Source organism: Qipengyuania sp. JC766 (assembly GCF_040717445.1).
In the GTDB taxonomy this organism is placed as follows: domain Bacteria; phylum Pseudomonadota; class Alphaproteobacteria; order Sphingomonadales; family Sphingomonadaceae; genus JC766.
Genome location: NZ_JBFEFL010000001.1, coordinates 164855 through 188871 on the forward strand (window position 1 = coordinate 164855; position 24017 = coordinate 188871).

A 24017-nucleotide genomic window follows, 5' to 3' on the forward strand; every position below is an offset into this window, starting at 1 on the left:
TCCATGCGCAAACCGGCACAATCCTACAAATGGGGGAGGGGGTGCTTGTCCGGGCTCGCCATGTCGCCTTTCTGCAACGCAACTGCTCATTGTGCGATGCAGCGGTGCGGCAAATCACGCCGGCGCATGCCGTAACGGCAAGGCACCGAGTGTGACTCGGTAGCAACAAAAGAGTGCGCTGCAGCGCAACATATGCGGCATTATCCTTGTTTGCGGTGCACGGGTCGGATAATTGCTGCGCCAGAAGGGGGCAGAATAAACATCCCCCGCGCTCGAGAGGGATGGAGATCTCATGAAATTCACCGTTACTGGCCGTTCCGCGGCCGCTCGTTACACACTGCTGGCCGGCGTCGCCGGTCTCGCCATTCCCGGTGTCGCAGCCGCGCAGTCCAACCAGCAGGATGCCGAGGAACTGGCCGAGGCGACCGTGCAGGACGACCCGAACGACGGGTTCGACGAACTGGAATCGCAGGAAGGCACCGTCATCATCGTGACGGCCACGAAGCGCGAGCAGACGCTGCAGGAAACGCCGGTTTCGGTCAGCGTGACCAGCGCGGAAACGCTGGAGCGGGCCGAAATCCGCGACCTCGCCGACCTCGTGACCGTCGCCCCGTCGCTGCGCGTCAGCCAGCTGCAGAGCAGCGCCAACACCACCTTCATCATTCGCGGCTTCGGCAACGGCGCCAACAATGTCGGCATCGAACCGTCGGTCGGCGTGTTCATCGACGGCGTGTACCGTTCGCGCTCTGCCGCTTCGATCAACGACCTTGCCAATGTCAGCCGCATCGAAGTCCTTCGCGGTCCCCAGAACACGCTGTTCGGCAAGAACGCCAGCGCCGGCGTCATCTCCGTGATCACGCGCGCACCGCAGTTCGAATTCGGCGGTTCGGCCAGCTTCACCTACGGCAATTTCGACACGATGGTGGCCAAGGCGGACATCACCGGCCCGATCACGGACTCGATCGCCTTCTCGCTCGACGGCACCTACAACAAGCGCGACGGCTACGTTGACGTCGTCAACCTGGACGAGAAGATCAACGATCGCGATCGCTACGTCGTTCGCGGCCAGCTGCTGTTCGACAATGACGGTCCGTTCACCGTCCGCGCCATCGGCGACTATTCCAAGATCGACGAGCTTTGCTGCGCCGCCGGCAACGTGCTGGCCGGTCCGTCCGTGCCGCTGCTGTTCGCCGTGGGCGGTGCGCTCGACGTCGAAGATCCGTTCAGCGACCAGGTGTTCCTCGACACGCTGCCGGTGAACGATATCGAGAACTACGGCGGCTCCATCCAGGCGGACCTGGAACTGGGCAACCTGACGCTGACCTCGATCACCGCCTACCGCGAACTGCGCGCCTTCAACGAGCAGGACGTTGACTTCTCCAGCGCGGCGGTCGTCAGCGAATTCCGCAACCAGGCGGTCGACACCTTCACGCAGGAACTGCGTCTGGCGTCGGACTTCGACGGTCCGCTGAACTTCCTGCTTGGCGGCTACTACTTCAACGAAAGCGCGGAACAGAACAGCGGCCTCGACAATGGCGAGGATTCCCGTGCGTTCTTCGACCTGCTTGCAGGCAGCGGCGTGCCCGGCACCCTGGCGGGCGTCGAAGCGGCGCTCGGCCTTCCGGCCGGCGGCATCTTCGCCGAAGGCCCGGCGACCCGAGAATTCTTCACCCTGGACAACGAGTCCTACTCGGTATTCGGTCAGGTCGATTTCGACCTGACCGATCGCCTGACGCTGACCGCCGGTTTCAACTACACCGACGATCGCAAGGACTTCACCCTGTCGCAGGATTCGCTCGACCCGCTGGCGAACATCAACCTCGTGGACGCGGTCATCGTCGGCCAGATCGCCCAGATCACGCAGACCCCGCCGTCGCAGATCGGCGCGGCGCAGATCCAAGCCTTCGCCGCTGCCAACCCGGCCGCCTTCCAGGCGATCGCTAACGCCGCGACCAACCCTGCGACCAACCCGCTGCTGGCCTTGCAGGCGCTGCAGTTCCTGCCGCCGTTCCTCGACGTGCCGAACTCGGTCGAGCCGGGCGAAACGCGGGACGACAACTGGAGCTACACGCTGCGCGCGGCGTACGACGTGACCGACAACCTCAACGCGTATTTCACCTACGCCACCGGGTTCAAGGCCAGCTCCGTCAACCTGTCGCGTGACAGCCGCCCGACCAATGCGGACTTCACGCCGGGTCCGTTCGGCAGCACCATCCTGGCCCCGTCCTCGCCCATTCGCGATGCCGGTCTTGCCGTGCCGAACCTGACGACCGGATCGCGCTTCGCGGGCCCCGAGGAATCGGAAGTCTACGAATTCGGCCTGAAGGCCAGCTTCCCGCAGTTCGCCTTCAACCTGGCGGTGTTCGACCAGACGATCGACGGATTCCAGTCCAACGCTTTCACCGGCACGGGCTTCGCGCTCGTCAATGCCGGTTCGCAGTCGGTGCAGGGCTTCGAATTCGACTCCACTGTCACCCCGATCGATCCGCTGGTGTTCACTTTCGCGCTGACCTACCTCGATTCCCAGTATGACGACTTCCCGGGATCGGTCGTGGGCGACCTCACGGGGCAGTCGGTGGCCGGCGTTCCGGACTTCACCATCGCGACCTCGGCGACCTACACGCACGAGTTCGGCAATACGGGCAATGCGCTGATCGGCCGCGTGGACTACTACCACGAGGCGAACACGCAGCTGATCGAAGGCGTCCCCGGTTTCGACAACCCGATCGAGGTTGCACGCAACTATCGCCGCGAAGTGAACCAGGTGAACGCCTCGCTCACGCTGGCGCTGGAAAGCGGTCTGGAAATCGCGGGCTTCGTTCGCAACCTGACCAACGACCGGTACCTGACGCAGATTTTCCCGGGCGTCGCACAGCCGGGCACGATCTCGGGCTATCCGAGCCAGCCGCGCACCTATGGCGGCACGGTCCGGTTCCGCTTCTGATCGGGCATCCGTGAAACAAGGAGGCCCCGCCAGCGATGGCGGGGCCTTTTTTGTTGCCAAATACGCATCGTTGTGGTGCGTAACTGTCAGGGACGACAAGTGAGGGAATTGGGGACATGCAAACGGAATATGCGGGCTTCTGGATCCGCTTCGGCGCCTATCTGATCGACGCGATCATCCTCTTTATCGCGCAGATGATCATCATGGTGCCATTCGGCGTGGGATTGGGTGCGACGGGCTCGGACACCGCCGCGGGTGCGGGCGTCCTATTGATGTATCTCATCATTTTCGTGGGCCAGTGGCTGTATTTCGCGCTGATGGAGAGTTCCGCCAAGCAGGGTACGCTGGGCAAGATGGCGCTGGGCCTCGTGGTCACCGACGACAACGGGCAGCGGATCAGCTTCATGCGCGCCACGGGCCGTTATTTCGGCAAGATCCTTTCGAGCATCATTCTGCTGATCGGATACATCATGGCCGCGTTCACGGAGAAGAAGCAGGCGCTGCACGACATGCTCGCCTCCACGCTGGTCTGGAAGGGCCAGCCGGGCCAGGTCGGGCAGCAGGCCGACGTGTTCCGGTGATTCCTGCGGGCGGCCCTGCCGCCGGTTGCTTTGAACAGGCCCTGCTGCCGATCCGGTGGCGGGGCCTTTTCCTTTGCTAGATGCGGGCGACGGTGCCGTTCCCGACCTGCCAGACCGCGGCTTCCGCGCGGATATCGGCGAAGGGGGCGAGTTCGGTTCCCGTGAGCCAGACCTGCGATCCGCCCGCGCGCAGGCGGTCGAACAGGGCAGTCCGCCGGACCGGATCCAGGTGCGCGGCAACCTCGTCCAGCAACAGGATACCGGGCCGCCCCTCGGCCGCGCGTTCCGCATGCGCGAGGATGATCGCGACCAGCATCGCCTTCTGCTCCCCGGTCGAACATTGCGCGGCCGGAATGCCGCTGTCCGCCTTGGTGACGACGAGTTCCTCCCGATGCGGTCCGATCAGGCTGCGGCCCGCCGCTCGGTCGCGGGGCCGGTTGTCCCGCAATGCCTGCGCCAGCGCATCCTCCTCGTCGGGCCCGCCCGGATCGCGCTCCAGCAGGGGCTTGGCAAAGGGCGCATCGGGCAGGGCTGCGAGCGCCTGCTCCAGCGCGTCCACGGTCGCCCGGCGCCCCAGCGCCAGCGCGCTGCCGTGCTGCGCCATCTGCGCCTCGATCCCGTCCAGCCAGGTCGGATCGGGCGGCATTTCGTCCGACAGGAGCCGGTTGCGTTCGCGCAGCGCGCTTTCGTAGCGGCTGGCATGGCGCGCATGGGCCGGATCGAGTGCGAGCGCCAGCCGGTCGAGGAAGCGCCTGCGCGCACCGGCGCTGTCGGCGAACAGGCGGTCCATCGCCGGTGTCAGCCAGCCGATCGCCAGCCATTCCCCCAGTGACGTCGCGCTCGCCTCGCTGCCATTGACGCGCACCAGCCTGCGGCCCGGGCGATGGGGTTCGACATGGGTGCCGAGGCGTACATCCTCTCCCGCTGCGGGAAGGGAGAGGGAGGCGCCGATCGCGAACCCGTGCGAACCGTCTCCGCCCGCCATTTCCTGCAGGGCCGCCCGGCGCAGGCCACGGCCCGGCGCGAGGAGGGAGAGCGCTTCCAGCACGTTGGTCTTGCCCGCGCCGTTCTCCCCCACAAGCAGGTTGAAGCCACGCGTATCGTCCAGCTCGGTCGCGACGTGATTGCGAAAATGGGACAGGCTGATCCGGTCGAGCACCACCGGTCGATGGGCGAAATCGCCTCACAGCGCAACTGTGCGGTTTATACCATTCCAATAGTTGGTGAAAAATCCCAATTTAGCGTTTTCGGCATCATCCGGAGCCGGCGACCGTAACGCCAAATGTCTGATTTTACGCCAGAAACCAAAACTGGCACGCCATCTGCATAACTGTTCATGTCGGCAGGGGATGGGCCTCGCCGCAAACGAGAAAAGGGAAAATACCGATGCCGAAATTCAATCTCTTCAGCAGCCGCGCCTTTGCCGCCGTCGCGTCGCTGGCCTTCACCGCGATGGTCTTCGCTACCGCGATCGCTCCCGCCAACCAGGGCGCCGTTCTGCCGACGATGGTCGCCTGACCTGAATTCTACCGAACCTGAAAGGACACATTGCAAATGACTTACGAAGCACTCTCCCGCAAGGCGACCGCCGCATTCGCGTCGCTTTTCGTCACCGCCATCGTTCTGGCCACAGCCATCGCGCCGGCCAACAACGGTGCCATCCTGCCGGGAGCCATCGCATGAACCAGATGGACAACAACACGAGCAGCGGCACTTCGGCCAAGCAGTTTCGGCTGGACCGCGAGGATAACAAGATCTGGGGCGTGTGCGGCGGTATCGCCAACTACCTGGGCGTCGATCCCATGCTGGTCCGGGTCGCTTTCGCTGCCGGAACGCTGCTGGGCTTCGGATCGCTGATCCTGGTCTACATCCTGATCGCCCTGGTGGCGGACTGAGCACGGCCCTGCCGAACCGTCCCGGTTTTCGCACCGGCCGTGCTTCACATCACTGAAAACCGGGAGGGGCCGCTGGCCCCTCTCTTTTTGCGCATCACATGGCGGAAATGCCGCCGTCCAGCTTGATTTCCGCGCCAGTCATGAAGCGGCTTTCGTCGCTCGCCAGGTAGACCACCGCATTGGCGATGTCGTCCGGCTCACCGACGAACTTGAGCGGGATCTGCCGCGCCAGCTTGCCCAGCAGCACGTCCTTGTCCAGCTTGTGCGCGCGCGCCGTCCCGTCGAGGATCGGCGTGTCGACGAAGGTGGGATGCACCGAATTGCAGCGGATCTGCATGTTGTTCTTCGCGCAGTGCAGTGCGATCGACTTGCTCAGCATCCAGACTGCCGCCTTGGACGCGTTGTAGGCGGGCATGGTGTCGCTGGCTATCAGGCCGGCGATGCTGGAAATGTTGATGATGGAGCCCGGCGCATGTTCGCGCATCAGGGGCAGCGCCTTCTGGCAACCGTGGAAGATGGAATCGACATTGACCGCGAAGCAGCGCTGCCAGTCCGCGAAATCGCAGGTCTCGATGTTGCCGCCAACGCCGATCCCGGCATTGTTGACCAGCACGTTGAGCCCGCCCAGATGCTCACGCGCCGCGTCCACGGCGGCGTCCCATGCGGCCGGATCGGTCACGTCATGGGCGAGGGCGAAGGCCGTTCCGTCGCCGAAGCTCTCGTTGATCGCGGCGGCGGTTTCCTTCGCGCCATCTTCGTTCACATCCGTGCACAGCACCCGCGCGCCTTCTTCGGCCAGCCGCCGCGAATGCGCCGCGCCCAGACCCTGCGCCGCTCCCGTCACCAGCGCCAGCTTGCCTTCGCACCGTCCCGCCATCGTCATTCTCCCTGCAAAATCGTCGGCATCAGCAGCATGGCGATGCGCACGTCGACGGCATGGCCTTCCTCCCGCCAGCGGGCAACGAATTCCTCGAGTCCGTCTAGCGGAACGCGGTGGACCGTGATGTCCTCGCTGTCGGTGCCACCGCCTTCGCCCACGCGGGTCAGGCCGCGGGCGCGCAGCAGGGTGAAGCTTTCGCCGACCATGCCGGGGCTGGAATAATAGGTGCCCAGGTCCTCCATCCGCTCCGCGCGGTAGCCGGTTTCCTCTTCCAGTTCGCGGATCGCTGCGGTCACGGCGCTTTCGCCTTCGCCGCCATCCTCGTCCCCGATGAGGCCCGCCGGTATCTCGAGGCAGACGCGGCCCAGCGGGACGCGGTACTGCGACACCAGCAGGACATGTCCGTCCTCCACCGCCAGGATGGCGGCGGCCCTTATGCCGCGGGCGCGCACCGCGTATTCCCACTTGCCGCGCTTCTTGCCGACGATGAAGCGGCCTTCCCAGACGGTCTCCTCGGGCAGGTCCATTTCAGGGGCGTCCGCTCCGCGGTGTTTCGCGTCCGGCAGCATCATACCTCGATCAGCCTGTCGGGCAGCTCGTTCTCGTCGTCGGCCTCGCGCGGGAAATGCTCGGCCAGGATTTCGCCCACGTCGCGAATGCCGGCGGCCAGGCCTTCGGCGATGCGGCCGTCCCTGATCTCGACCAGCATGTCGCCCATCGCGTCGCCCCAGACCTCGGCATCGACCTTCGCCGCGATCGGCTCGTCGGCGACGATCTCGGCGCGGTGTTCGCGCATGGAGAGGTAGATCAGCACGCCGGTCCGCCCGTGCGTGCGCCGTTCGGCACCGACCTTGAAGTGGCGGATCGCCATAGCGTGGACGCGCTGGGTGCGCACCGATCCGGGCAGGATCGCGAAACGGATCGCGTCCGCGCTCAGCAGCAGCCAGAACAGGACGAAGGAGAGGGCGCCGACCGATGCCGCCACGGCCATCGCCTCGCCGCTGGTCCATTCATGGCCCCAGCCGCCGAGCGCCGCATCGATCAGGTCGAGCAGCGGACGCGGGACCAAGGAGACGATCGACATGGCAAGGATGGAGAGCGCCGCCGCCCATACCAGCACGACATCGGAGTACCCGTCCGACCGGTCGGCCAGCACGGTCACGATCTCGCCCGATGTACCCAGCTCGGCCTCGGCCACGGCATCGCTCACCACGCGGTGACCTGCCTCGTCCAGATAACCCATCTCCTACCACCCCCCGGAGGCGCCGCCGCCCCCGAAACTGCCGCCGCCGCCGGAAAAGCCGCCAAAGCCCCCGCCGCCACCGAAACCGCTGCCGCCACCGCCCCAGTCATCGCCGCCCGATAGCGCGCCGCTGAGGATGGAGGTGCCGACCTCCCAGAGGATGATGTTCGTCGCGACATCGCCCAGATCGCTGCCGCGTCGTCCTTTCTTGCCGCGATATTTCCGCTTGCGACTGCGCCCGAACATGGCCGGCAGGACGAACAGGAAGAATACGAGCGCGATGAACCAGCCGATCGCGCCGACCGGGAATCCGCCATCGTTCGCGCGTTCCTCGCTCGCCTGCTGGGCGACCGCTTGCGCTTCTTCTGCCGGCAATTGCAATTGCTGGATGATGGCATCGGTCCCAGCGACGATGCCGCCCGGATAATCGTATTCGCGGAAGCGCGGCAGGATCGACTGGTTGATGATCACGGAGGACAGGGCATCGGTCATGATGCCTTCCAGCCCGTAGCCGACCTCGATCCGCACGCGCCGCTCGTTCGGCGCGACGATCAGCAGGGCGCCGTCATTGCGCTCCGCATCGCCGATCCCCCACTCGCGGCCAAGCTGGTACCCGTAGTCGGCGATCTCGTATCCTTCGAGGTCCGGGATGGTCGCGACCACCAGTTGCCGCTGCGACTGTTCTTCCAGCGCGGCAAGCTTGGCGTTGAGCGCCGCCTCGGTTTCTTCCGGAATGATGTCCGCCGCATCGACCACCCGGCCGGACAGCTCGGGGAAATTGGTCGGCTGCGCAGACGCCGGAACCGTCAGCAGCGTCGCGAACGCGGTGAACAGGATTGCGAGTGCTCTCATGCCGGCACCATTTCGCGCGCCGTGACCGGCGTGACGGAAGTCTCGAGCAGGCGGGCCTCGATCAGGTCGGTCCCGATCATGATGGCTCCGAGATAATCGCCCTGCTTAAGCGAAGGCAGCATCCGGTCGATATAGGCGGCGCACAGTTCGTCGGTCAGGACGGTTTCCAGTCCCGTGCCGACTTCTATGCGGACGCGCCGGTCGTTCGGCGCCACTATCAGCAGGATCCCGTCATTGCGCTCCGCATCCCCGATACCCCAGCCATTGCCGAGCGCCATGCCGAATTCCTCGATCGACCGGCCCTGCAGATCGGGCGTGGTGACGATCACCATCTGGGCGAGGGTGCGGTCCTCCAACTCGGACAGTTGCCCGGTGAGGTCGGCCTCGATCCGCTCCGGGATTATGTCGGCTGCATCGACGACACGCCCCGTCAATTCCAGCGGCGCGCCGCTTGCAGGCGCGTCCGCGGCTTCGCAGGACGCAAGGAGCACGATTGCGGGAAGGGCGGACCAGAGCCGCACGGGGCGGCTCAATTGCCCGAGGTCATGTCGATCGTCGGAGCGACTTCGGCCCCTTCGGTCGTCGCCTCGTAGGGGACCAGCGGTTCGGCACCGTGAATCACGTTGGCACCGATCGAGTCCGGGAAGGTACGGATGGTCGTGTTGTACTGGCGAACCGCCTCGTTGTAGTCGCGGATGGCGACCGCGATGCGGTTCTCCGTGCCTTCCAGCTGACTCTGCAGCGCCAGGAAGTTCTGGTTCGAAGTGATCTGAGGATAGGCCTCGAAGCTTGCCAGAAGGCGCCCCAGACCCTGCCCCAGCTGCGTCTGCGCTTCCTGGAATTCGGCCATCGCCTCCGGGTTGTCGAGATCGGCGGCGTCGATGTTGACGCTGGTTGCGCGGGCGCGCGCATTCGTCACTTCGGTCAGGATGGTCTGCTCGTTCTGGGCCGCGCCGCGCGCGACTTCGACGAGGTTGGGGATGAGGTTGGCCCGGCGCTGGAACTGCGCTTCCACGTCGGCCCACTTGGCCTTGGCGTTTTCCTCTGCCGTCGGGACCGAGTTGATGCCGCATGCGGCAAGGGTAACGGACGCGGCAAGGGCCAGCGCGGCGTTGCGAACGAAGCGGAACGTCATGGGGGGCACTCCATCGTGAATAAGTCGTGTCTTAGGCAGATAGCACACGCTAACCGCTATTCAAGCGAACCACATTCGTTAAAAGCCTGGGCCGAACGAGGCATGGAGGACCGAGAATGAGCCTGGGAACCGAATTCAAAAAATTCATCGCGCGCGGCAATGTCATCGACCTGGCCGTCGGTGTCGTCATCGGCGCTGCGTTCAGCGGCATCGTGACTCAGCTGACCGAAAGCATCCTGATGCCGCTGATAGGCTGGATCTTCGGCGATATCGACTTTTCCAACTGGTTCATCCTGCTGGGCGAGATACCCGAAGGATACGAAGGCGCGGTCGACAATTACGAGCAGCTGAAGGAAGCGGGCGTCGCGATGATCGGTTACGGTGCGTTCCTCACCGCCATCATCAATTTCCTGATTGTCGCCTTTGCGCTGTTCATGCTGATCCGCGGCGTGAACCGGGTGACGGAAGAAATGCAGCGCAAACAGATGGAAACGGAGGACAGCTCGAAAAGCGACGAGGTCCCGACCGATCCGCAGCTGGACGTGCTGAAGAAGATCCTCGCCGAACTGAAGCAGGACAAGACCGGCGCGGCGTGACTCCGGACCGGGCTCCGCACGGCGCGGAGCCCGTCCCTCACATCCACTTCCCATTAAGGCGCGAACGCCTATATAGGACCTGCCGGTTTCGGCCGGCTATGGCGATAAAGTGCGGCGTGCAATAGGCACAACGGACCCGGGGGCAGTACCCGGCGGCTCCACCAAAAGGCGCGGGAAACCGGGCCTCCTGACGGGGCCGAACCAGGATCGACGTGTGTTGAAAGACGCAGTTTTCGCCCGGGCTGAGTAACCCGTAAAACTGTTCACCTTGATAAGTGCCAACGACAACGAAGCACTTGCTCTCGCTGCGTAATTCTAGGGCCTAGCGGCCTGAATTTACAAAGCTAAAGCGCGGTTGGACCCACCGGTCAACAGAAGCGGATTCCGGGGCTCCGGGGGTAGCTAGCAACAGAAACCCCCACCTTCCTTCCGATTCCTACGCCGCGTTCAGCCCTGGCTGGCTGGAGCTTCGCGCTTGCCCTTTTCGTATTTCAGGCAGTCGAGGATCTTCGCGCCGGCGAGGAAGACGACGCCCGTGCAGGACACGAACAGCAGCTGTCCGAAGAAGCCGGGGAACTGGTCGAGATAGGCCGCCCCGCGGCTGGTCGCGCCGACGGCGAGCGCGTAGATCACCAGGAACGCCTCCAGGCGGGTCTTGATCACGAACAGTCGGCCGACCTTGCGAAACATGCGCTCCCTTTCGTTAACGAACAGCCACGCAAGCCCCGTGCCAGCCACGGATTTCTGCGCCTTGCGCTGATTAACGTCACGAAGGGTGTAAGGGTGCCCGACAAGCGCGTCGAGCGCGTTAACCGAGTTCGGGAAGCTCCAGCAGGTCCGTCAACGCGCTCCGGGCACGCGTTACCGCATCGGCGAGGGCATCCGTGCCGATTTCGGACGGTCCGATCGATTCCGGCCAGTGACGTGCGATCACGTCCTCCATCGCGCCCGCTTTCGCCTCGTCCAGCATGAAGCGCGGATCGACCGTTGCCGGGTCCGCGACCACGCGCAGGCGCAGGCAGGCGGGGCCGCCGCCATTGGCCATGGACTGGCGCACATCCACCGGGATGACCCGGCGGATCGGGCCATTGCCCGCGACCATCGCCTGCAGCCAGTCCCAGACACGCGCGCTTTCCCGGCATTCGAGCGGAACGACCAGCGCCATGGTGCCATCCGGCAGGGAGAGGAGCTGCGCGTTGAACAGGTAGCTCCTGATCGCCTCTTCCATGCTGACCGCGCTCTCCGGCACCTCGACCACTTCCAGTGCAGGGAAGGCGGCGCGGATCGCCTCGTGCGCGCCGTGCCCGTCGGCAAAGGCGCGCTCGTGGGTGAACAGCACCCGCTCATTGGCGACGGAGACCACGTCGTTGTGGAAGGCGCCCGCTTCGATGGCCTCGCCGTTCTGCTCGATGAAGACGCAGCGGTCCGGGTCGAGCCCGTGCAGCCGGGCGACCGCGCGGCTGGCCTGTTCGTGCTGGCGTGCGGGGAATTTCCCGCCGGGCCGCCCATAGACGAACACTTCGACGCCCGCGGCCGCGTGACCTTCGCAAAAGCGCATGTGGTTGGCCGCGCCCTCGTCGCCATAGCTGGGCGGCACGGCGTCGTGGACCGCGAAATGCGCGGTGTCCGCGAAGGCGATGTCGAGCTGGCGCTTCGTCTCGGGCCATTCCTGCGCGCGGTGGAGCATGGTGACGAGGTTCGCCGGCGTCAGGTGGCAGCGCCCGTCCGCGGTATCGGGCGTGGGGCTGACCGTGGCGGCATTGGCGGTCCACATGCTGGAGGCCGACCAGGCGGACGCGAGCAGCGCGGGATTGGCGGTCTCGTCCACCGCCAGCCGGTCGAGCAACGCCGGGTTGGGGCGGGGCAGCGGCAGCAGGAAGCCCTGCGGCAGGCCCAGCGCCATGTTGCTGCGCATCTTCGCCAGCCCCTGCAGGGCCGCCGCGCGCGGGTAGGACGTGTCGCCCTTGTGGCTGGTGGCCGCGAGGTTGCCGAGGCTGAGGCCGGCATAATTGTGGCTGGGGCCGACGATGCCGTCGAAATTGATTTCCGTGAGGGTCATGTCAGCGCGCCACGCTCCACACTGTGTCCCCGTCCGCCACGCCGAGTGCATCGGCCGCCTGCGGGTCGAGGGATACCGCGTCGCCCGCAATCGCGCGCGAGCCGTAGCAGCAGCGGAAGTCCTCCAGCCGCCCGGTCGCGACCAGCGCGCTTTCGCCTTCGTCCGCCAGCGTCCCGGAGCAACCCGCCCCGGTCGCACCCGCCACGCTCACCACGTTGTCGGTGCGCGCGATCATGGTCGGGCCGCCGTCGAAAATGTCGACATAGCCTTCATAGGCGAAGCCTTCCTTCTCCAGCATCCGCATCGCGGCGCGCCCGGTGGGGTGGGGCAGGCCGATCACGCGCTTCGCCTCGTCGTCCAGCATGGCGACGTAGACCGGGTATTTCGGCATCAGGTCGGCGATGAACTGGTTGCCGTTGATGGCGTTGAAATAGTCCGCTTCCTGGAAGGTCATGCCGAAGAAACGCCCGGCGACCCCGTCCCAGAAGGGCGATCCGCCGCGTTCGTCGATGATGCCGCGCAGTTCCGCGATGACCCGGTCGGCAAAGCGCGCCCGGTGCATCGCGATGAACAGGTAGCGGCTCCGCGCGAGCAGCAGGCCGAGCCCGCCGGCCCGCTCGTTCGGATGAAGGAACAGGCCGCCCACTTCGCTGCAGCCTTCGAGGTCTGTGACGAGGTTCAGCATTTCCGCACGCACCGTGCGGTCCAGTTCCTGCGAATACTGGGTCAGCGTGTTGAGGCGATAGGAGTAGAACGGCCAGCGCTGGCCGACCTGCGTCATCAGCTGGCAGGTGCCACGCACCGCGCCCGTCTCCACGTTTTCCAGCACCAGCACGAAGGTCTCGTCGACCATCTCCTCGCCGGTATTGGCAAAGGCGCTGGCGGACGTTTGCAGCTTCGCGGTCAGGGCGTCGCGATCGGGGGGCAGGTTGGTGAACCCGCCGCCGGTCAGCTTGGCCATCTCGTACAGCGCCTCGAGATCGTCGGGGCGGCTGGCGCGGATGCGGAAGGTCACAGCTCGTCTCCCGTGGCCAGGCGATGCAGCAGCAGCGCGCTGAGCGCGGCCCGCTCGGGCAGGCTTGGCACGATCATGAATTCGTCGGGCGAATGGATCTTGCCGCCGCGCACGCCCATCGTGTCCACCACCGGCACGCCGGTCGCGGCGATGTTGTTGCCGTCGCAAACGCCGCCGGTCGATTGCCAGCCGATCTCCTGCCCCAGCATCGCGCCGCAATCGCGCACCAGGTCGAACAGTTTCTGCGCCGTGCGGTCGACGGGCTTGGGCGGGCGGGTGACGCCGCCATGGACGTGGATGTCCACCTCCTGCGCCTGCTTCACTTCGCCCACCAGCGCGGCGAGCTCGCCTTCGAACCGCTCGGCCGCCGCCGGTTCCTTGGGCCGGATGTTGAAGCGCAGCACGGCATGGTCGGGGACCACGTTGTTGGCCGCGCCGCCGTCGATCTTCGCCGGATTGACCGGGATGTCGTCGCGCTGCAGGTCCTTCAGCCGGACGGCCAGCGTGGCCGCGGCGACCAGCGCGTTGCGCCCGTCCTGCGGGTTGCGCCCGGCATGGGCGGATTTCCCGGTGACGGTCAGCGAGTAATTGCCACTGCCGCCGCGCGCATGGGCCAGCGTCCCGTCGGGCAGGGCGGACGGTTCGTAGGTCAGCGCGGCATACTTCCCCTGGGCAAGCCTCTCGATCAGCGGCGCGGAGGACAGCGATCCCGTCTCCTCGTCCGCATTTATCATCACGTTGTACCCGATCCGCTGGGCCGCATCGCTGCCCTCGAAGGCGCGCAGGGCATGGAGGATGACCGCGATCCCGCCCTTCATGTCGGCAAGGCCGGGGCCGTTCAGCGTATCGTCGTCCAGCCAGACCTGCTCCTGGAACGGGTGGTCCTTGGGAAACACGGTGTCCATGTGACCGGTGAACAGCAGGCGCCGCTCCGCATCGGGGCGGACCCGCAGGACCATGTGCCGGCCATGCGGCTTTTCGAACTCGCGGCCGTCGGCATCGACCGCGGTCACCGGCGCGGGATCGACCAGCTCGACCTCGCCCGGAAGGGTTGCGAAGGCATCCGCCAGCATCGTGGCCAGCGTGGCGAGGCCATCGAGGTTCGCGGTGCCGGTGTTGATCGCGCTCCACGCGCGCGCATCGGCCAGCATCGCGTCGCCGTCGATCGGCTCCAGCAGGGCCTGTCTCTCGCTGTCTGTCATGGTCATCGGTGACGGCCCTAGCTGGCCTGACGGTCCAGTCCAAGCCCGTTGCCATTTGCCGGAGGCTGCGCCATAGCGACGCCGTCCTCCCCAGGGTCGCATGCCTGATAACGTTCGCCAAACCGAACAGAGGATTTTCATGACCGACCACGTGATGCGCGCCGGATTGCAGGTCTTTCCGGGGCTGGCCGACCTTCTGGAAAAAGACGTCCTGCCGCTGCTGGACAAGGATGCCGAATCGTTCTGGACAGGCTTCGCACAGTTGCTGGAACGGTTCGCCCCGCGCAACCGCGCGCTGCTGAACAAGCGGGAGGACCTGCAGCGGCAGATCGACGCCTGGCACCGCGAGCGCAAGGGCCAGCCGCACGATGCCGCCGCCTATCGCGCCTTTTTGGAAGAGATCGGCTATCTGGTGCCCGAACCGGGCGACTTCACCATCGGGACCAAGGACGTCGACCGGGAAATCGCCGCGATGGCCGGGCCCCAGCTGGTGGTGCCGATCCTCAATGCGCGGTTCCTGCTCAATGCCGCCAATGCGCGCTGGGGCAGCCTGTACGATGCACTCTACGGCACCGATGCGCTGGACGCGCCGGCGGCGAAGCCGGGCGGCTACGATCCGGATCGCGGCGCGGCGGTGATCGCACGCGCGAAGGCGTTCCTGGACGAGACGCTGCCGCTGGCCGGCGGCAGGAAATGGGCCGACCTGGACGAAGAATGGAGCGGGGCCGGGCTGCTCAAGGACGAGAGCCAGTATGTCGGCCGGAGCGACCAAGGCCACCTGTTCTGCCATAACGGCCTGCATATCGAAGTGCGTTTCGATCCCGGGCACCCGATCGGCAAGGACGATCCGGCAGGCATCAGCGACGTCGTGCTGGAAGCGGCGCTGACCACCATCGCCGATTGCGAGGATTCCGTCGCCGCCGTCGATGGCGAGGACAAGCTGCTCGCCTATCGCAACTGGCACGGTCTCATCTGCGGGGACCTGCAGGAAAGCTTCAGCAAGGACGGCCGCACCGTCTCGCGCGAGCTGGCACAGGACCGCAGCTTCCACGACATCCACGGTCATGCGCAGCGCCTGCCCGGGCGCAGCCTGATGTTCGTGCGCAATGTCGGCCACCTGATGACCAATCCGGCGATCCGGCTGGCGGACGGGGGCGAGATCCCCGAAGGTATCATGGACGCGGTATTCACGTCCGCTATCAGCGCGCTCGACGTGCGCGGCCACGGCCGCTGGCGCAACAGCCGGACCGGCTCGATCTACATCGTGAAGCCCAAGATGCACGGTCCGGAGGAATGCGCCTTTACCAACGACCTGTTCGATGCGGTGGAGGACCTGCTGGGCCTCGACCGGCACACGATCAAGGTCGGCGTCATGGACGAGGAACGCCGGACCAGCGCCAACCTCGCCGCCTGTATCCACGCGGTGAAGGACCGCATCGTGTTCATCAACACGGGCTTCCTCGACCGCACCGGGGACGAGATCCACACCTCGATGGAAGCCGGCCCGATGATGCGCAAGGGCGACATGAAGCGCAGCGAATGGCTGGATGCCTACGAGAAGCGCAATGTCGGCATCGGCATGGCCTGCGGCCTGTCGGGCCGGGCGCAGATCGGCAAGGGCATGTGGCCCGCGCCCGACCTGATGGGCGACATGATGCTGCAGAAGATCGGCCATTTGCGGGCGGGTGCGAACACCGCCTGGGTGCCGTCGCCCACCGCCGCCACGCTGCATGCGATGCATTACCACCAGGAAAACGTCTTCGCGATTCAGAAGGGGCTGGGCAGCGCTCCGGGACTGGACGCCCTGCTGACCATCCCGCTGGCGCGCGGCGCGAACTGGTCGGAAGACGAGATACGCGAGGAACTCGACAACAATGCGCAAGGCCTGCTCGGCTATGTCGTGCGCTGGATCGACCAGGGCGTCGGCTGTTCCAAGGTGCCGGACATCAACGATGTCGGCCTGATGGAAGACCGCGCCACCTTGCGCATTTCCAGCCAGCACATGGCCAACTGGCTGCATCACGGCGTCGCCACGCGCGAGCAGGTGATGGACAGCCTGAAGCGCATGGCGGCCAAGGTCGATGCGCAGAACGCGGGCGATCCGCTGTACGAGCCGATGGCCGGCAACTGGGACACCAGCCTCGCCTTCCGGGCGGCGCTGGACCTGGTCTTCGAAGGGACGCGGCAGCCCAGCGGCTATACCGAGCCGCTGCTGCACAAGTGGCGGCTGGAGAAGAAGGCCGCGGGCTGAGGCGACATGCTGCGGCGCCTTGCGACGTTCGTTGCCGCCGTGGCGCTCGTCGGCGGGGTGGCGCTGGTGCTGGTGGATCGCGGCCTGCTGCCGGTCGCGATGCGGATCCCGGTCTCGGCGGTCGCGCCCGATTCCGAAGCGGCGTTCGAGCGCTGGCTGGCAAAGGAACCGGAACGCGCGCCGCAGTTCCGCAAGCTGCAAGGCTTCCTGCAGGCGCAGGGCGTCGGGCAAATTGTGCCCGCATGGCAACTGACCCGCGTCGATGCCTACTACGCCGCGGAATGCGGGATCGAGCCGTTCGCCCTGCCGCCCGAGGATCTGTGGCCCAACGTCGTCCCCGCGCTGCGGCTGGTGCGGGACGAGGTGATCCCGGCGGTCGGCCCGGTGGAGGTGCGATCGTCCTATCGTACGCCGGAGCTCAATGTCCGCGCGGGCGGGGCGGGCGGCAGCCGCCATCTCGATTTCGCCGCGGTGGATTTGGGGACGCAGGACCGCCAGAGGGGCGAGGCGCTCTACCGGACGCTATGCGCCATGCATGAAAGCGCCGGGGCGGGCAGCCGGATGGGGCTGGGTGCCTATTACGATCCGGACGAGCCCGGTTACGCCGGCGGACGGTTCCATGTCGACGCCTCGGGCTATCGCAGCTGGGGCCGGGGATATACGCGCGCCAGCAGTCCGTGCCGCAGCTTCGATTGAGAAGCCGCGTTCAGCGCGCGATCGCGTTCGGGTCGCCGAACTTGCCCATCTGGTAATCCCTGACGGCCTGCGCGATTTCCTCGCGCGTGTTCATGACAAACGGACCGTGCGCGACGACCGGCTCCCCGATCGGGTCGGCATGGCCGAACAGGATCAGCGCGTCCTCGTTCGCCTCGACGGCAATGCTGTCGCCGTCGGAGAACTCGGCCAGGTGCCATTGCGGCACTGGCGTTCCCGCAACCGACACCGCGCCGCGCACCGTGTAGAACAGGACGCTGCGACCGGCAGGCACGGGCAGGGTGGCGGACGAGCCCGCCGTGCATTCGACCGTCGCCAGCATCACGCCCGTCAGCGGTTCGACCGGCGCACCGTCCGTGCCGCTGACCGCCCGCATGGTCACGCCGTCTGCCAGTCTCGTTTCCGCCATGTCGGCGGCCGGCACGGGAACGTAGTGCGGCGCGCTCATCTTCAGCCGGGCGGGCAGGTTGAGCCAGAGCTGGAGGATTTCCATCGGCCCGCCCTCGCGCTTGAATTCCTCGGGCGAAAGCTCCGCATGGATCAGCCCGCTGCCCGCGGTCATCCACTGGACGCCGCCCGCGCGCACCACGCTTTCCCCGCCGCCGGTGTCGAGATGCGACAGGCTGCCTTCCAGGATGAAGGTAACCGTCTCGAACCCGCGATGGGGATGCGGGCCGAAGGGCAGGCCGCGATTGCCGGGCGGGTAGGTCTGCGGCCCGTGGTGGTTCAGGAACAGGAACGGGTCGACCTGCGGCAGGCCGGGACCGGGGACGGGACGCCGGGTGACGAGATCCTGGATGTCGTCGCGCCGGGCGGGATGGATGGCGGTTACGTTTCGGGACATGCGCAAGCGACGCGCAGGCGGCAGGGAGGTTCCGTCAGCCGAGTTCGCGGGCGAGCGCCACGAAGTCCGCGACGGCGAGCGTCTCGGCCCGGCGCTGGGGATCGATGCCGACCCGATCGAGCGCTTCAATCGCACCCGGGATACGCTTCAGGCTCTGCCGGAGCATCTTGCGCCGCTGCCCGAAAGCCGCCTCGGTCAGCTTCTCCAGCACCCGCGCGGACACCCCCTCCGGCATCGCCGCGGGCTCCACATGCACGATCGCCGACATGACTTTGGGCGGCGGGGTAAAGGCGCTGCGATGGACTTTCATCGCCAGTCTCGCGGAACTGCGCCACTGCGCCAGCACCGCCAACCGGCCATAGGCGCCGGTTCCGGGCTGGGAGACGATCCGCTGCGCCACCTCCTGCTGGAACATGAGCGTGAGCGACGTCCAGGCAGGCGGCCAGCTCTCCCCACCGAGCCACCGGACGAACAGCGCCGTTCCGACATTGTAGGGCAGGTTGGCGACCACCGCGAACGGCTCGCCCATCAGCTCCGCGTGATCCATCCCGAGCGCATCGCCCTCGATCACGTGCAGCCGGCCGGGATAGGCATCGCCCAGTTCCGCCAGCGCGGGAAGGCACCGGCGGTCCATCTCGATCGCGGTCACACGCGCGCCGGCCGCCAGCAGGGCGCGGGTCAGCCCGCCCGGGCCGGGGCCGATCTCCAGCACTGCCCGGTCGGCCAGGTCGCACGGGATGGCCGCGATCCGGTCCAGCAACTGCGCGTCGAACAGGAAGTTCTGGCCCAGCGCCTTGGACGCGGAGAGGCCGTGCCGGGCGATGACTTCGCGCAAGGGTGGCAGCTCAGGCACGCGCCCGCCGTTCCGCCATTTCACCCGCCATGCGAATGGCTGCGATCATCGCCTCGGGTCTTGCAATTCCGCGCCCGGCAATGTCGAACGCCGTCCCGTGGTCGGGGCTCGTCCGCACGATCGGCAGGCCGAGCGTGACATTGACCCCCTGGTCGAAATCGAGCGCCTTCACCGGGATCAGCGCCTGGTCGTGATACATGCATAGCGCCGCGTCGAAGCCCGCCCGCTTGTGTGGAGCGAACAGCGCGTCGGCGGGATGCGGTCCGCTGGCATCGACGCCCGCGTCCCGCAAGGCTGCGATTGCCGGTTCGATGACGTCGCGTTCTTCCGCCCCGAATTGCCCGCCTTCGCCCGCATGGGGATTGAGCCCGGTCACGGCGATCCGCGGCGCATCGATGCCGAAATCTGTCCTCAGCGCGCGGGCGACGATGATACCGCGACCGACGATCAGTTCTCGCGTCAGGAGCGCCGGGACCTGTGCCAGAGCGCAATGCACCGTCAGAGGCACCGCACGAAGGCTCGGCCCTGCCAGCATCATCACGGCCTGTTCCGGATCCAGAAGGCAGGCACTTGCAAGATATTCGGTCTGGCCAGGATGATCGAAGCCGATCCGCTTCAGTTCGGATTTCGCGACCGGCGACGTGACCACGGCCCCGGCATCCCCCTCTCGCGCGAGGTGTGTCGCGATTTCCAGCGAGTGAAGGGCCAGCTTCGCGCCGTCCGGGTCCGGCGCACCGGGACGATAGTTCGCGTCGCGATCACCAAGGACGGGAAGCGCATCGTCGAACACCGCCAAGGCTTCGCGCATGTCGGCAACGCGCTGGACAGGGCAGGAGATATTTGCGAGCTGCGCCGCGGCGGCGAGCACATCATGTCCTCCCACCGCGAAAAAGGGCGGCAGGCCATCGGACTTGCGCCGCGCCCAGCTGGCGCAGACGATCTCCGGGCCGATGCCCGCCGGATCGCCCAGCGCCAGGGCCAGCGGCTTCGTCATGCCGCCTGTTCGGGCCTCAATTGTATTCGATCAGCGCGTCGTTGCGCAGATCGCGCCGGTACCGTTCGGCGCGCTTGGAAATCCGCTCGTTCTCGAGATTGCTGATGATCGTGTCGAGATCAGGCGCGCTTTCGTCCTGCGGTTCGTCCCGTCCGCACAGCATCAGGACGAACACGCCGTCCTCGATCGAACCGAATGCGGGCGAGGTCTGCCCTGGCTGGAGATCGAGCACCGCAGACTGCAGCTGGGCGGGGAGGGAACGGGCACGGATGCCGCTGTTCGTGGCGACATTCGCGCCGATCGTCGCCGCGACACTGTCGGCATCGCCGCAACCGCGCATCGACTGGACCGTCGTCTGAAATTCGCTCAGCCGCGCTTCGGCCTGCGCTTCGGTCGTGCCTTCGGGGAAGCTGATGGAAATCTGCTTCAGGCTCAGCTCCGCGTCGCGCGGATCGCTCATCAGGATCTGGCGCTTGTCGATCAGGACCATGAGCACGAAACCGCCCGGGATCTCGATCGGACCCACGAGCTGGCCGGCCTGCATTTCCTGCGCCGCGGTCGCCATCTGCGCCGGCAGCGTCACGAGGCGCACGAAACCCAGGTCACCGCCTGCGGCCGCAGACGAGCTTTCGGAGAACTGGCGGGCATAGGCGGCGAAATTGCCGCCCTGCCGCAGCTGCTGCATGATCTGCTGGAGATTGGCGACGACCTGCTGGCGCGTTTCCGGGGTGGAGCTGACATAGATCTCGCCGATCCGGTATTCCTCGGTCCCTTTGGACGCTTCCATCATCTCGAGAAGTTCCTGCGCTTCGTCGGTGGATACGTTCACGTACGGACGCACCATGCGGCGCAGGACCAGCTGCCAGGCGACTTCGCCCCGGATCTGCTGCTTGAGCGAAGCCTCGGACGATCCGAGGTTTTCCAGCCATTCGTCCATCGTGTCCGGCGTCTGGCCGTTGCGCTGTGCCACGTCGGCATAGCGCTGCGCGATCATCGCATCCTCGATCGGCAGTTCGAGCGCGCGCGCTTCCTGGATCTGCAGCTTCTCGTCGATGAGGTTGCGCAGGACCTGTGCACGCACCTGCGCCAGTTCCTCGGCCGACAGCTCGTTGCGCGAGGCGGCGAGCAGTAGCGCGGTGCGCTGGTCCACGTCGGTCCCGGTGATGATCTCGCCATTCACCTTGGCCGTCGCCTGCCGAAGGTTCGGGTTGCTGGGTCCGAGAATGTTGATCTCGGACGGCAGATTGAGCGTGGGTTCCTCGTCCTGCGCGACATCCTGGGCAACCCCCTGTGCGGTCGCCGCGATGGGGGAAACAGTGACGGCGAAGGCGGCCAGCCCGCCGAGAAGCTTGGTCATCATGGTGTCGATCACGAAATCCGGTCCGTTGTTCATGCGCTCGAAGAGCGCTGGAGGAATCAAACCTCTGCTGCGCGGCGACTTAACGCAAGCTGATCAGGCGTGCAAACCGGCGTGCATCCGATCACCGGAATCCGAGATTTTTTAACGCGAAGAAGACTTCGAACGTGTTGCCGCGCTGCGCATCGCCGGTGTCGATATAATCCCGCCGCCAGGTGAGGCCCATTTCCAGGCAATCGTCCTCGTAAGCGACGCCCAGCCGGGTGCGGATCGGCTGGAAACCGTCGGAGGTGAAGGTCGGATCCTCCTCGCGGTCGGTCAGGTTGACGACGCCGGAACCGAATACCGACCAGTAGTTCGCGAAAGCGAGACGCGCGGCGAAGCGCACTTCTTCGCGGTCCTGCAGATCCTCCAGTTCGTCGATATCGCGGTTGAGGCGCAGGTAACCGACCTCGGCATAGGTGCGCCGCGTGCCCACCGTCGCGTCGATCTCGTTCCGGCGGACGGCGAAATCGTCCTTGTCCAGCCGGTAGCGGTGCGTGAACGAGACGAAGTTGCGGAACCGCACCTTCGTCCGGCCGACATAATCGGAGAACTGGTCGGACAGGCCGGTTCCGTCGGGCAGAAGCTCGTTCTTGTCGATCAGCCGGTAGGATTGGCCGAGGCTGGCATTGATCCGCATTCCCGGCCGCTGGAGGCTCCAGTCGACGCCGTAGACCGCGCGCACGCCCGGTTCGACGCGGTCGTATCCGGGGAAGCGATTGAGCGCGAAGAGGTTCGTATCCTCGAGATCGATCGCGCGGGAATCCTCGTTCGGCACTTCGAGGTTGCGGATGCCCGGCACCGCGACGATCTGGAATCGCGGCGTCAGGACCTGCGTGCCGCCGAAGGCCTCGCCGACCAGCGGCCACTGCACATCGACTGCACCCAGAGCGATCGCGCGTCCCTGCCAGCCCGGTTCCCCGCGGTAGAGCGCCGTCTGCGTAAGGGCGTTTTCCGTACTGTGGTAAAGGTCGCCGCGCGCGAGACCGGTCAGGGTGATGACCTGGCCGAGACCGGTGACCTGCTTCAGATCCCATTGGGCCTTGGCAATGGCTCGCTGCGTATCCTGACCGTCGTCGCGGAAAAGGGCCAGCGTATTGGCCTGGAATTCGAGGACATCGCCGAGCCCGGCCAGATCGCGCATCCGGTGACGGAAATCGATCACCGGCAGGACCTGCGGGACCTGGCCCTGCGGCTGGCCCAGGCGCAACGTCTGAGTCGCCCAGCCGGCGAAGGAGAGATAGGTGTCCTCGTCGATCCTCTCGATATTCACGGTCGATCGCAGGCGGTCGTCGCGGCTGATGTCGTACCGGCGCAGGAAGGTACGGTCGCTCGCCACGCGTACCGATCCCGTCGCGCTCCATTCCGGGCTGAACTGGTACTTGCCGTTGGCGAAGAGGTAGCCGCGCGGGTCCTGTTCGCTCACCGCCTGTCCGGTCACGTCCGATATGCGCCGGCTGTAGGTCCCGTAGCCGGTGATCTGGAATGCGCCTTCGCTGGTCAGCTGCCGGTACTGGGCCGACACCATCGGCGGGGCCTCGGTGAAAACGTAAGCCGATGTCGTCAGGTCGCGGTTCTGGCCGAGACGCCAGTAATAGCTGCCGATCACCTCGACGCCGTTCGACTGCGAAATCCGCAGGTCCGGCACAAGAAGCCCGCTTTCCGGGCCGCCATCGGTGCGGATCGCGAGGCCGGGCAGGGGCAGGAGCCGTTTGCCGAACAATTCGAGATAGGCGCCGTCGAAGCTGACCCGTTCCGCTTCCGGATCGTAGGTTACCCGGTCGGCGGTGATGCGCCAGCTCGGGTCCTTGGGGCAGCCTGCAGGATTGGTGACGGCGCAGGCGCTGTAGGCCGCTGTCTCGAGCTGGATGCGCCCGTCTTCGGTTCGGCGACCGCCCTCCGCCGCGAGCCGTCCGCCTTCGCGCAGGGCGATAAGGACTTCCTCGATCTGTCCGGCTTCGAACGAATCGTCGAGGACGATGCGGCTGGTGTAGAGCTGGTTGCCGGCCTCGTCGACGAAGCGGATATTGCCGGTCGCCACGATCTCGCCCGTGCTGCGATCCCAGACGACCTGGTCCGCGCGGACGGACCGATCCTCGTCATTGCTGACGAAGACGTCACCATCGGCGATCACGTCCCCGGTGGCCTGGTTCCACTGGATGGAATTGGCCCGCAGTGCCCGGCGATTGTCGCGCAGGATGACATTGCCGTCCGCGCGCACGGTCTGGCCGTTGCTGTCGTAAGTGACGCCGTTCGCTTCGAACGCGACCCGGTCTTCTGCCAGCGTCGGATCGGGCGCGGGCGGGACGTAGGGATCGATGTCCTCGATCGGCGGAGGGACGGGCACGCATGGCTGGTCGTCGTCATCGCCCGATGGGGCCGGCTGCACGAAGCCGGGTTCGTCATTGGTGGGAAGCTGGTCTTCCGGAAGGACCTGCGCCGCCGCGCTGCCCGCCCATGCGAGCGCGCCCGCGGCCGCGCCGAAGCGAAGGATCACGCCGATCGAAACGGGCAGGGAACGGCGCGGCGGCATCGCTTGCCTATCGCACCGGCCCCGCCT

Annotated in this window: 24 protein-coding genes and 1 other RNA gene; 9 read left to right on the forward strand and 16 right to left on the reverse strand. The window is 66.2% G+C overall.

The genetic code is table 11. From position 1 onward, the window contains the following. Positions 1-292 precede the first annotated feature (292 nt). Both AB1K63_RS00765 and AB1K63_RS00770 read left to right on the forward strand, forming a co-directional pair. Positions 293-2944: a TonB-dependent receptor gene (locus tag AB1K63_RS00765; protein ID WP_366957987.1), complete on the forward strand. Its 2652-nt coding sequence runs from the start codon at positions 293-295 to the stop codon at positions 2942-2944. Between the two features lie 116 nt (positions 2945-3060). Continuing rightward, the gene (locus AB1K63_RS00770) at positions 3061-3525 is read left to right on the forward strand and encodes an RDD family protein (RefSeq protein WP_366957988.1); all 465 of its coding nucleotides are present in this window, start codon (positions 3061-3063) and stop codon (positions 3523-3525) included. Between the two features lie 76 nt (positions 3526-3601). On the opposite strand, the gene recF is transcribed toward AB1K63_RS00770, so the two are convergent. Further along, entirely contained in the window at positions 3602-4687 is a 1086-nt protein-coding gene (recF, locus tag AB1K63_RS00775) for a DNA replication/repair protein RecF (protein WP_366957989.1), read from the reverse strand. A 224-nt stretch (positions 4688-4911) separates the two neighbouring features. On the opposite strand from recF, the gene AB1K63_RS00780 reads away from it, so the two are divergent. From AB1K63_RS00780 to AB1K63_RS00790, 3 genes are read left to right on the forward strand one after another with little or no spacing between them, the layout of a single operon-like run. Then, entirely contained in the window at positions 4912-5043 is a 132-nt protein-coding gene (locus AB1K63_RS00780) for a hypothetical protein (protein WP_366957990.1), read from the forward strand. Between the two features lie 36 nt (positions 5044-5079). Continuing rightward, a complete protein-coding gene (locus tag AB1K63_RS00785) occupies positions 5080-5208 on the forward strand; it encodes a hypothetical protein (protein WP_366957991.1) in 129 nt (42 codons plus the stop codon). After that, positions 5205-5420, forward strand: coding sequence for a PspC domain-containing protein (locus AB1K63_RS00790; RefSeq protein ID WP_366957992.1), 216 nt, complete (start codon positions 5205-5207; stop codon positions 5418-5420). Before AB1K63_RS00785 ends, AB1K63_RS00790 begins: the two co-directional genes overlap by 4 nt. Before the next feature lie 94 nt (positions 5421-5514). On the opposite strand, the gene AB1K63_RS00795 is transcribed toward AB1K63_RS00790, so the two are convergent. From AB1K63_RS00795 to AB1K63_RS00820, 6 genes are read right to left on the reverse strand one after another with little or no spacing between them, the layout of a single operon-like run. Further along, a complete protein-coding gene (locus tag AB1K63_RS00795) occupies positions 5515-6297 on the reverse strand; it encodes an SDR family oxidoreductase (protein ID WP_366957993.1) in 783 nt (260 codons plus the stop codon). A gap of 2 nt (positions 6298-6299) precedes the next feature. Next, positions 6300-6872 (reverse strand): NUDIX hydrolase, encoded by a 573-nt coding sequence (locus tag AB1K63_RS00800; protein ID WP_366957994.1) that lies wholly within the window; start codon positions 6870-6872, stop codon positions 6300-6302. After that, entirely contained in the window at positions 6869-7543 is a 675-nt protein-coding gene (locus tag AB1K63_RS00805; RefSeq protein ID WP_366957995.1) for a hypothetical protein, read from the reverse strand. Before AB1K63_RS00805 ends, AB1K63_RS00800 begins: the two co-directional genes overlap by 4 nt. A gap of 3 nt (positions 7544-7546) precedes the next feature. Further along, positions 7547-8395 carry a TPM domain-containing protein gene (locus AB1K63_RS00810; RefSeq protein ID WP_366957996.1) on the reverse strand — a complete coding sequence of 283 codons (849 nt, stop codon included), beginning with the start codon at positions 8393-8395 and terminating at the stop codon, positions 7547-7549. Continuing rightward, on the reverse strand, positions 8392-8928 hold the full coding sequence (locus AB1K63_RS00815; protein ID WP_366957997.1) for a TPM domain-containing protein: 537 nt from the start codon (positions 8926-8928) through the stop codon (positions 8392-8394). Before AB1K63_RS00815 ends, AB1K63_RS00810 begins: the two co-directional genes overlap by 4 nt. Then, positions 8925-9530 carry a LemA family protein gene (locus AB1K63_RS00820; protein ID WP_366957998.1) on the reverse strand — a complete coding sequence of 202 codons (606 nt, stop codon included), beginning with the start codon at positions 9528-9530 and terminating at the stop codon, positions 8925-8927. Before AB1K63_RS00820 ends, AB1K63_RS00815 begins: the two co-directional genes overlap by 4 nt. A gap of 116 nt (positions 9531-9646) precedes the next feature. Here AB1K63_RS00820 and mscL point away from each other — a divergent pair, with 116 nt between their 5' ends. Further along, positions 9647-10126, forward strand: a complete 480-nt coding sequence (gene mscL, locus AB1K63_RS00825; protein WP_366957999.1) for a large conductance mechanosensitive channel protein MscL — start codon at positions 9647-9649, stop codon at positions 10124-10126. A 43-nt stretch (positions 10127-10169) separates the two neighbouring features. Then, positions 10170-10549, forward strand: a transfer-messenger RNA (tmRNA) gene (gene ssrA, locus AB1K63_RS00830). Between the two features lie 24 nt (positions 10550-10573). On the opposite strand, the gene AB1K63_RS00835 is transcribed toward ssrA, so the two are convergent. The 4 genes from AB1K63_RS00835 to AB1K63_RS00850 form a co-directional block, all read right to left on the reverse strand. Continuing rightward, positions 10574-10816 (reverse strand): hypothetical protein, encoded by a 243-nt coding sequence (locus tag AB1K63_RS00835; protein WP_366958000.1) that lies wholly within the window; start codon positions 10814-10816, stop codon positions 10574-10576. A 118-nt stretch (positions 10817-10934) separates the two neighbouring features. Beyond that, positions 10935-12185 carry an N-succinylarginine dihydrolase gene (locus AB1K63_RS00840; RefSeq protein WP_366958001.1) on the reverse strand — a complete coding sequence of 417 codons (1251 nt, stop codon included), beginning with the start codon at positions 12183-12185 and terminating at the stop codon, positions 10935-10937. Between the two features lies 1 nt (position 12186). Further along, positions 12187-13200: an arginine N-succinyltransferase gene (locus tag AB1K63_RS00845; RefSeq protein ID WP_366958002.1), complete on the reverse strand. Its 1014-nt coding sequence runs from the start codon at positions 13198-13200 to the stop codon at positions 12187-12189. After that, complete coding sequence (locus AB1K63_RS00850) at positions 13197-14408, reverse strand: hydrolase (RefSeq protein ID WP_366958003.1); 1212 nt, start codon at positions 14406-14408, stop codon at positions 13197-13199. Before AB1K63_RS00850 ends, AB1K63_RS00845 begins: the two co-directional genes overlap by 4 nt. 133 nt (positions 14409-14541) lie before the next feature. On the opposite strand from AB1K63_RS00850, the gene AB1K63_RS00855 reads away from it, so the two are divergent. Together AB1K63_RS00855 and AB1K63_RS00860 are read left to right on the forward strand one after the other, a co-directional pair. Further along, the gene (locus AB1K63_RS00855) at positions 14542-16653 is read left to right on the forward strand and encodes a malate synthase G (protein WP_366958004.1); all 2112 of its coding nucleotides are present in this window, start codon (positions 14542-14544) and stop codon (positions 16651-16653) included. A gap of 6 nt (positions 16654-16659) precedes the next feature. Next, on the forward strand, positions 16660-17349 hold the full coding sequence (locus AB1K63_RS00860; protein WP_366958005.1) for a D-Ala-D-Ala carboxypeptidase family metallohydrolase: 690 nt from the start codon (positions 16660-16662) through the stop codon (positions 17347-17349). A gap of 10 nt (positions 17350-17359) precedes the next feature. On the opposite strand, the gene AB1K63_RS00865 is transcribed toward AB1K63_RS00860, so the two are convergent. The 5 genes from AB1K63_RS00865 to lptD all read right to left on the reverse strand — a co-directional run bounded on the left by AB1K63_RS00865 (position 17360) and on the right by lptD (position 23990). Further along, complete coding sequence (locus AB1K63_RS00865) at positions 17360-18211, reverse strand: pirin family protein (RefSeq protein ID WP_366958006.1); 852 nt, start codon at positions 18209-18211, stop codon at positions 17360-17362. A 34-nt stretch (positions 18212-18245) separates the two neighbouring features. Next, complete coding sequence (gene rsmA / locus AB1K63_RS00870; protein WP_366958007.1) at positions 18246-19064, reverse strand: 16S rRNA (adenine(1518)-N(6)/adenine(1519)-N(6))-dimethyltransferase RsmA; 819 nt, start codon at positions 19062-19064, stop codon at positions 18246-18248. Further along, positions 19057-20058 carry a 4-hydroxythreonine-4-phosphate dehydrogenase PdxA gene (pdxA, locus tag AB1K63_RS00875; RefSeq protein WP_366958008.1) on the reverse strand — a complete coding sequence of 334 codons (1002 nt, stop codon included), beginning with the start codon at positions 20056-20058 and terminating at the stop codon, positions 19057-19059. The genes rsmA and pdxA overlap by 8 nt, the downstream gene beginning before the upstream one ends. Positions 20059-20074: 16 nt before the next feature. Then, positions 20075-21451, reverse strand: a complete 1377-nt coding sequence (locus AB1K63_RS00880) for a peptidylprolyl isomerase (protein WP_366958009.1) — start codon at positions 21449-21451, stop codon at positions 20075-20077. Positions 21452-21539: 88 nt separating this feature from the next. Continuing rightward, complete coding sequence (gene lptD, locus AB1K63_RS00885) at positions 21540-23990, reverse strand: LPS assembly protein LptD (RefSeq protein ID WP_366958010.1); 2451 nt, start codon at positions 23988-23990, stop codon at positions 21540-21542. Positions 23991-24017: the final 27 nt, after the last annotated feature.

Bases quoted from the DNA above. Each gene is read 5' to 3' on its own strand.
- AB1K63_RS00765 (WP_366957987.1), top strand. From the start codon at position 293: ATGAAATTCACCGTTACTGGCCGTTCCGCGGCCGCTCGTTACACACTG.
- AB1K63_RS00770 (WP_366957988.1), top strand. From the start codon at position 3,061: ATGCAAACGGAATATGCGGGCTTCTGGATCCGCTTCGGCGCCTATCTG.
- AB1K63_RS00780 (WP_366957990.1), top strand. From the start codon at position 4,912: ATGCCGAAATTCAATCTCTTCAGCAGCCGCGCCTTTGCCGCCGTCGCG.
- AB1K63_RS00785 (WP_366957991.1), top strand. From the start codon at position 5,080: ATGACTTACGAAGCACTCTCCCGCAAGGCGACCGCCGCATTCGCGTCG.
- AB1K63_RS00790 (WP_366957992.1), top strand. From the start codon at position 5,205: ATGAACCAGATGGACAACAACACGAGCAGCGGCACTTCGGCCAAGCAG.
- AB1K63_RS00795 (WP_366957993.1), bottom strand. From the start codon at position 6,297: ATGGCGGGACGGTGCGAAGGCAAGCTGGCGCTGGTGACGGGAGCGGCG.
- AB1K63_RS00800 (WP_366957994.1), bottom strand. From the start codon at position 6,872: ATGATGCTGCCGGACGCGAAACACCGCGGAGCGGACGCCCCTGAAATG.
- AB1K63_RS00805 (WP_366957995.1), bottom strand. From the start codon at position 7,543: ATGGGTTATCTGGACGAGGCAGGTCACCGCGTGGTGAGCGATGCCGTG.
- AB1K63_RS00810 (WP_366957996.1), bottom strand. From the start codon at position 8,395: ATGAGAGCACTCGCAATCCTGTTCACCGCGTTCGCGACGCTGCTGACG.
- AB1K63_RS00820 (WP_366957998.1), bottom strand. From the start codon at position 9,530: ATGACGTTCCGCTTCGTTCGCAACGCCGCGCTGGCCCTTGCCGCGTCC.
- mscL (WP_366957999.1), top strand. From the start codon at position 9,647: ATGAGCCTGGGAACCGAATTCAAAAAATTCATCGCGCGCGGCAATGTC.
- AB1K63_RS00835 (WP_366958000.1), bottom strand. From the start codon at position 10,816: ATGTTTCGCAAGGTCGGCCGACTGTTCGTGATCAAGACCCGCCTGGAG.
- AB1K63_RS00840 (WP_366958001.1), bottom strand. From the start codon at position 12,185: ATGACCCTCACGGAAATCAATTTCGACGGCATCGTCGGCCCCAGCCAC.
- AB1K63_RS00850 (WP_366958003.1), bottom strand. From the start codon at position 14,408: ATGACCATGACAGACAGCGAGAGACAGGCCCTGCTGGAGCCGATCGAC.
- AB1K63_RS00855 (WP_366958004.1), top strand. From the start codon at position 14,542: ATGACCGACCACGTGATGCGCGCCGGATTGCAGGTCTTTCCGGGGCTG.
- AB1K63_RS00860 (WP_366958005.1), top strand. From the start codon at position 16,660: ATGCTGCGGCGCCTTGCGACGTTCGTTGCCGCCGTGGCGCTCGTCGGC.
- AB1K63_RS00865 (WP_366958006.1), bottom strand. From the start codon at position 18,211: ATGTCCCGAAACGTAACCGCCATCCATCCCGCCCGGCGCGACGACATC.
- pdxA (WP_366958008.1), bottom strand. From the start codon at position 20,058: ATGACGAAGCCGCTGGCCCTGGCGCTGGGCGATCCGGCGGGCATCGGC.
- AB1K63_RS00880 (WP_366958009.1), bottom strand. From the start codon at position 21,451: ATGAACAACGGACCGGATTTCGTGATCGACACCATGATGACCAAGCTT.
- lptD (WP_366958010.1), bottom strand. From the start codon at position 23,990: ATGCCGCCGCGCCGTTCCCTGCCCGTTTCGATCGGCGTGATCCTTCGC.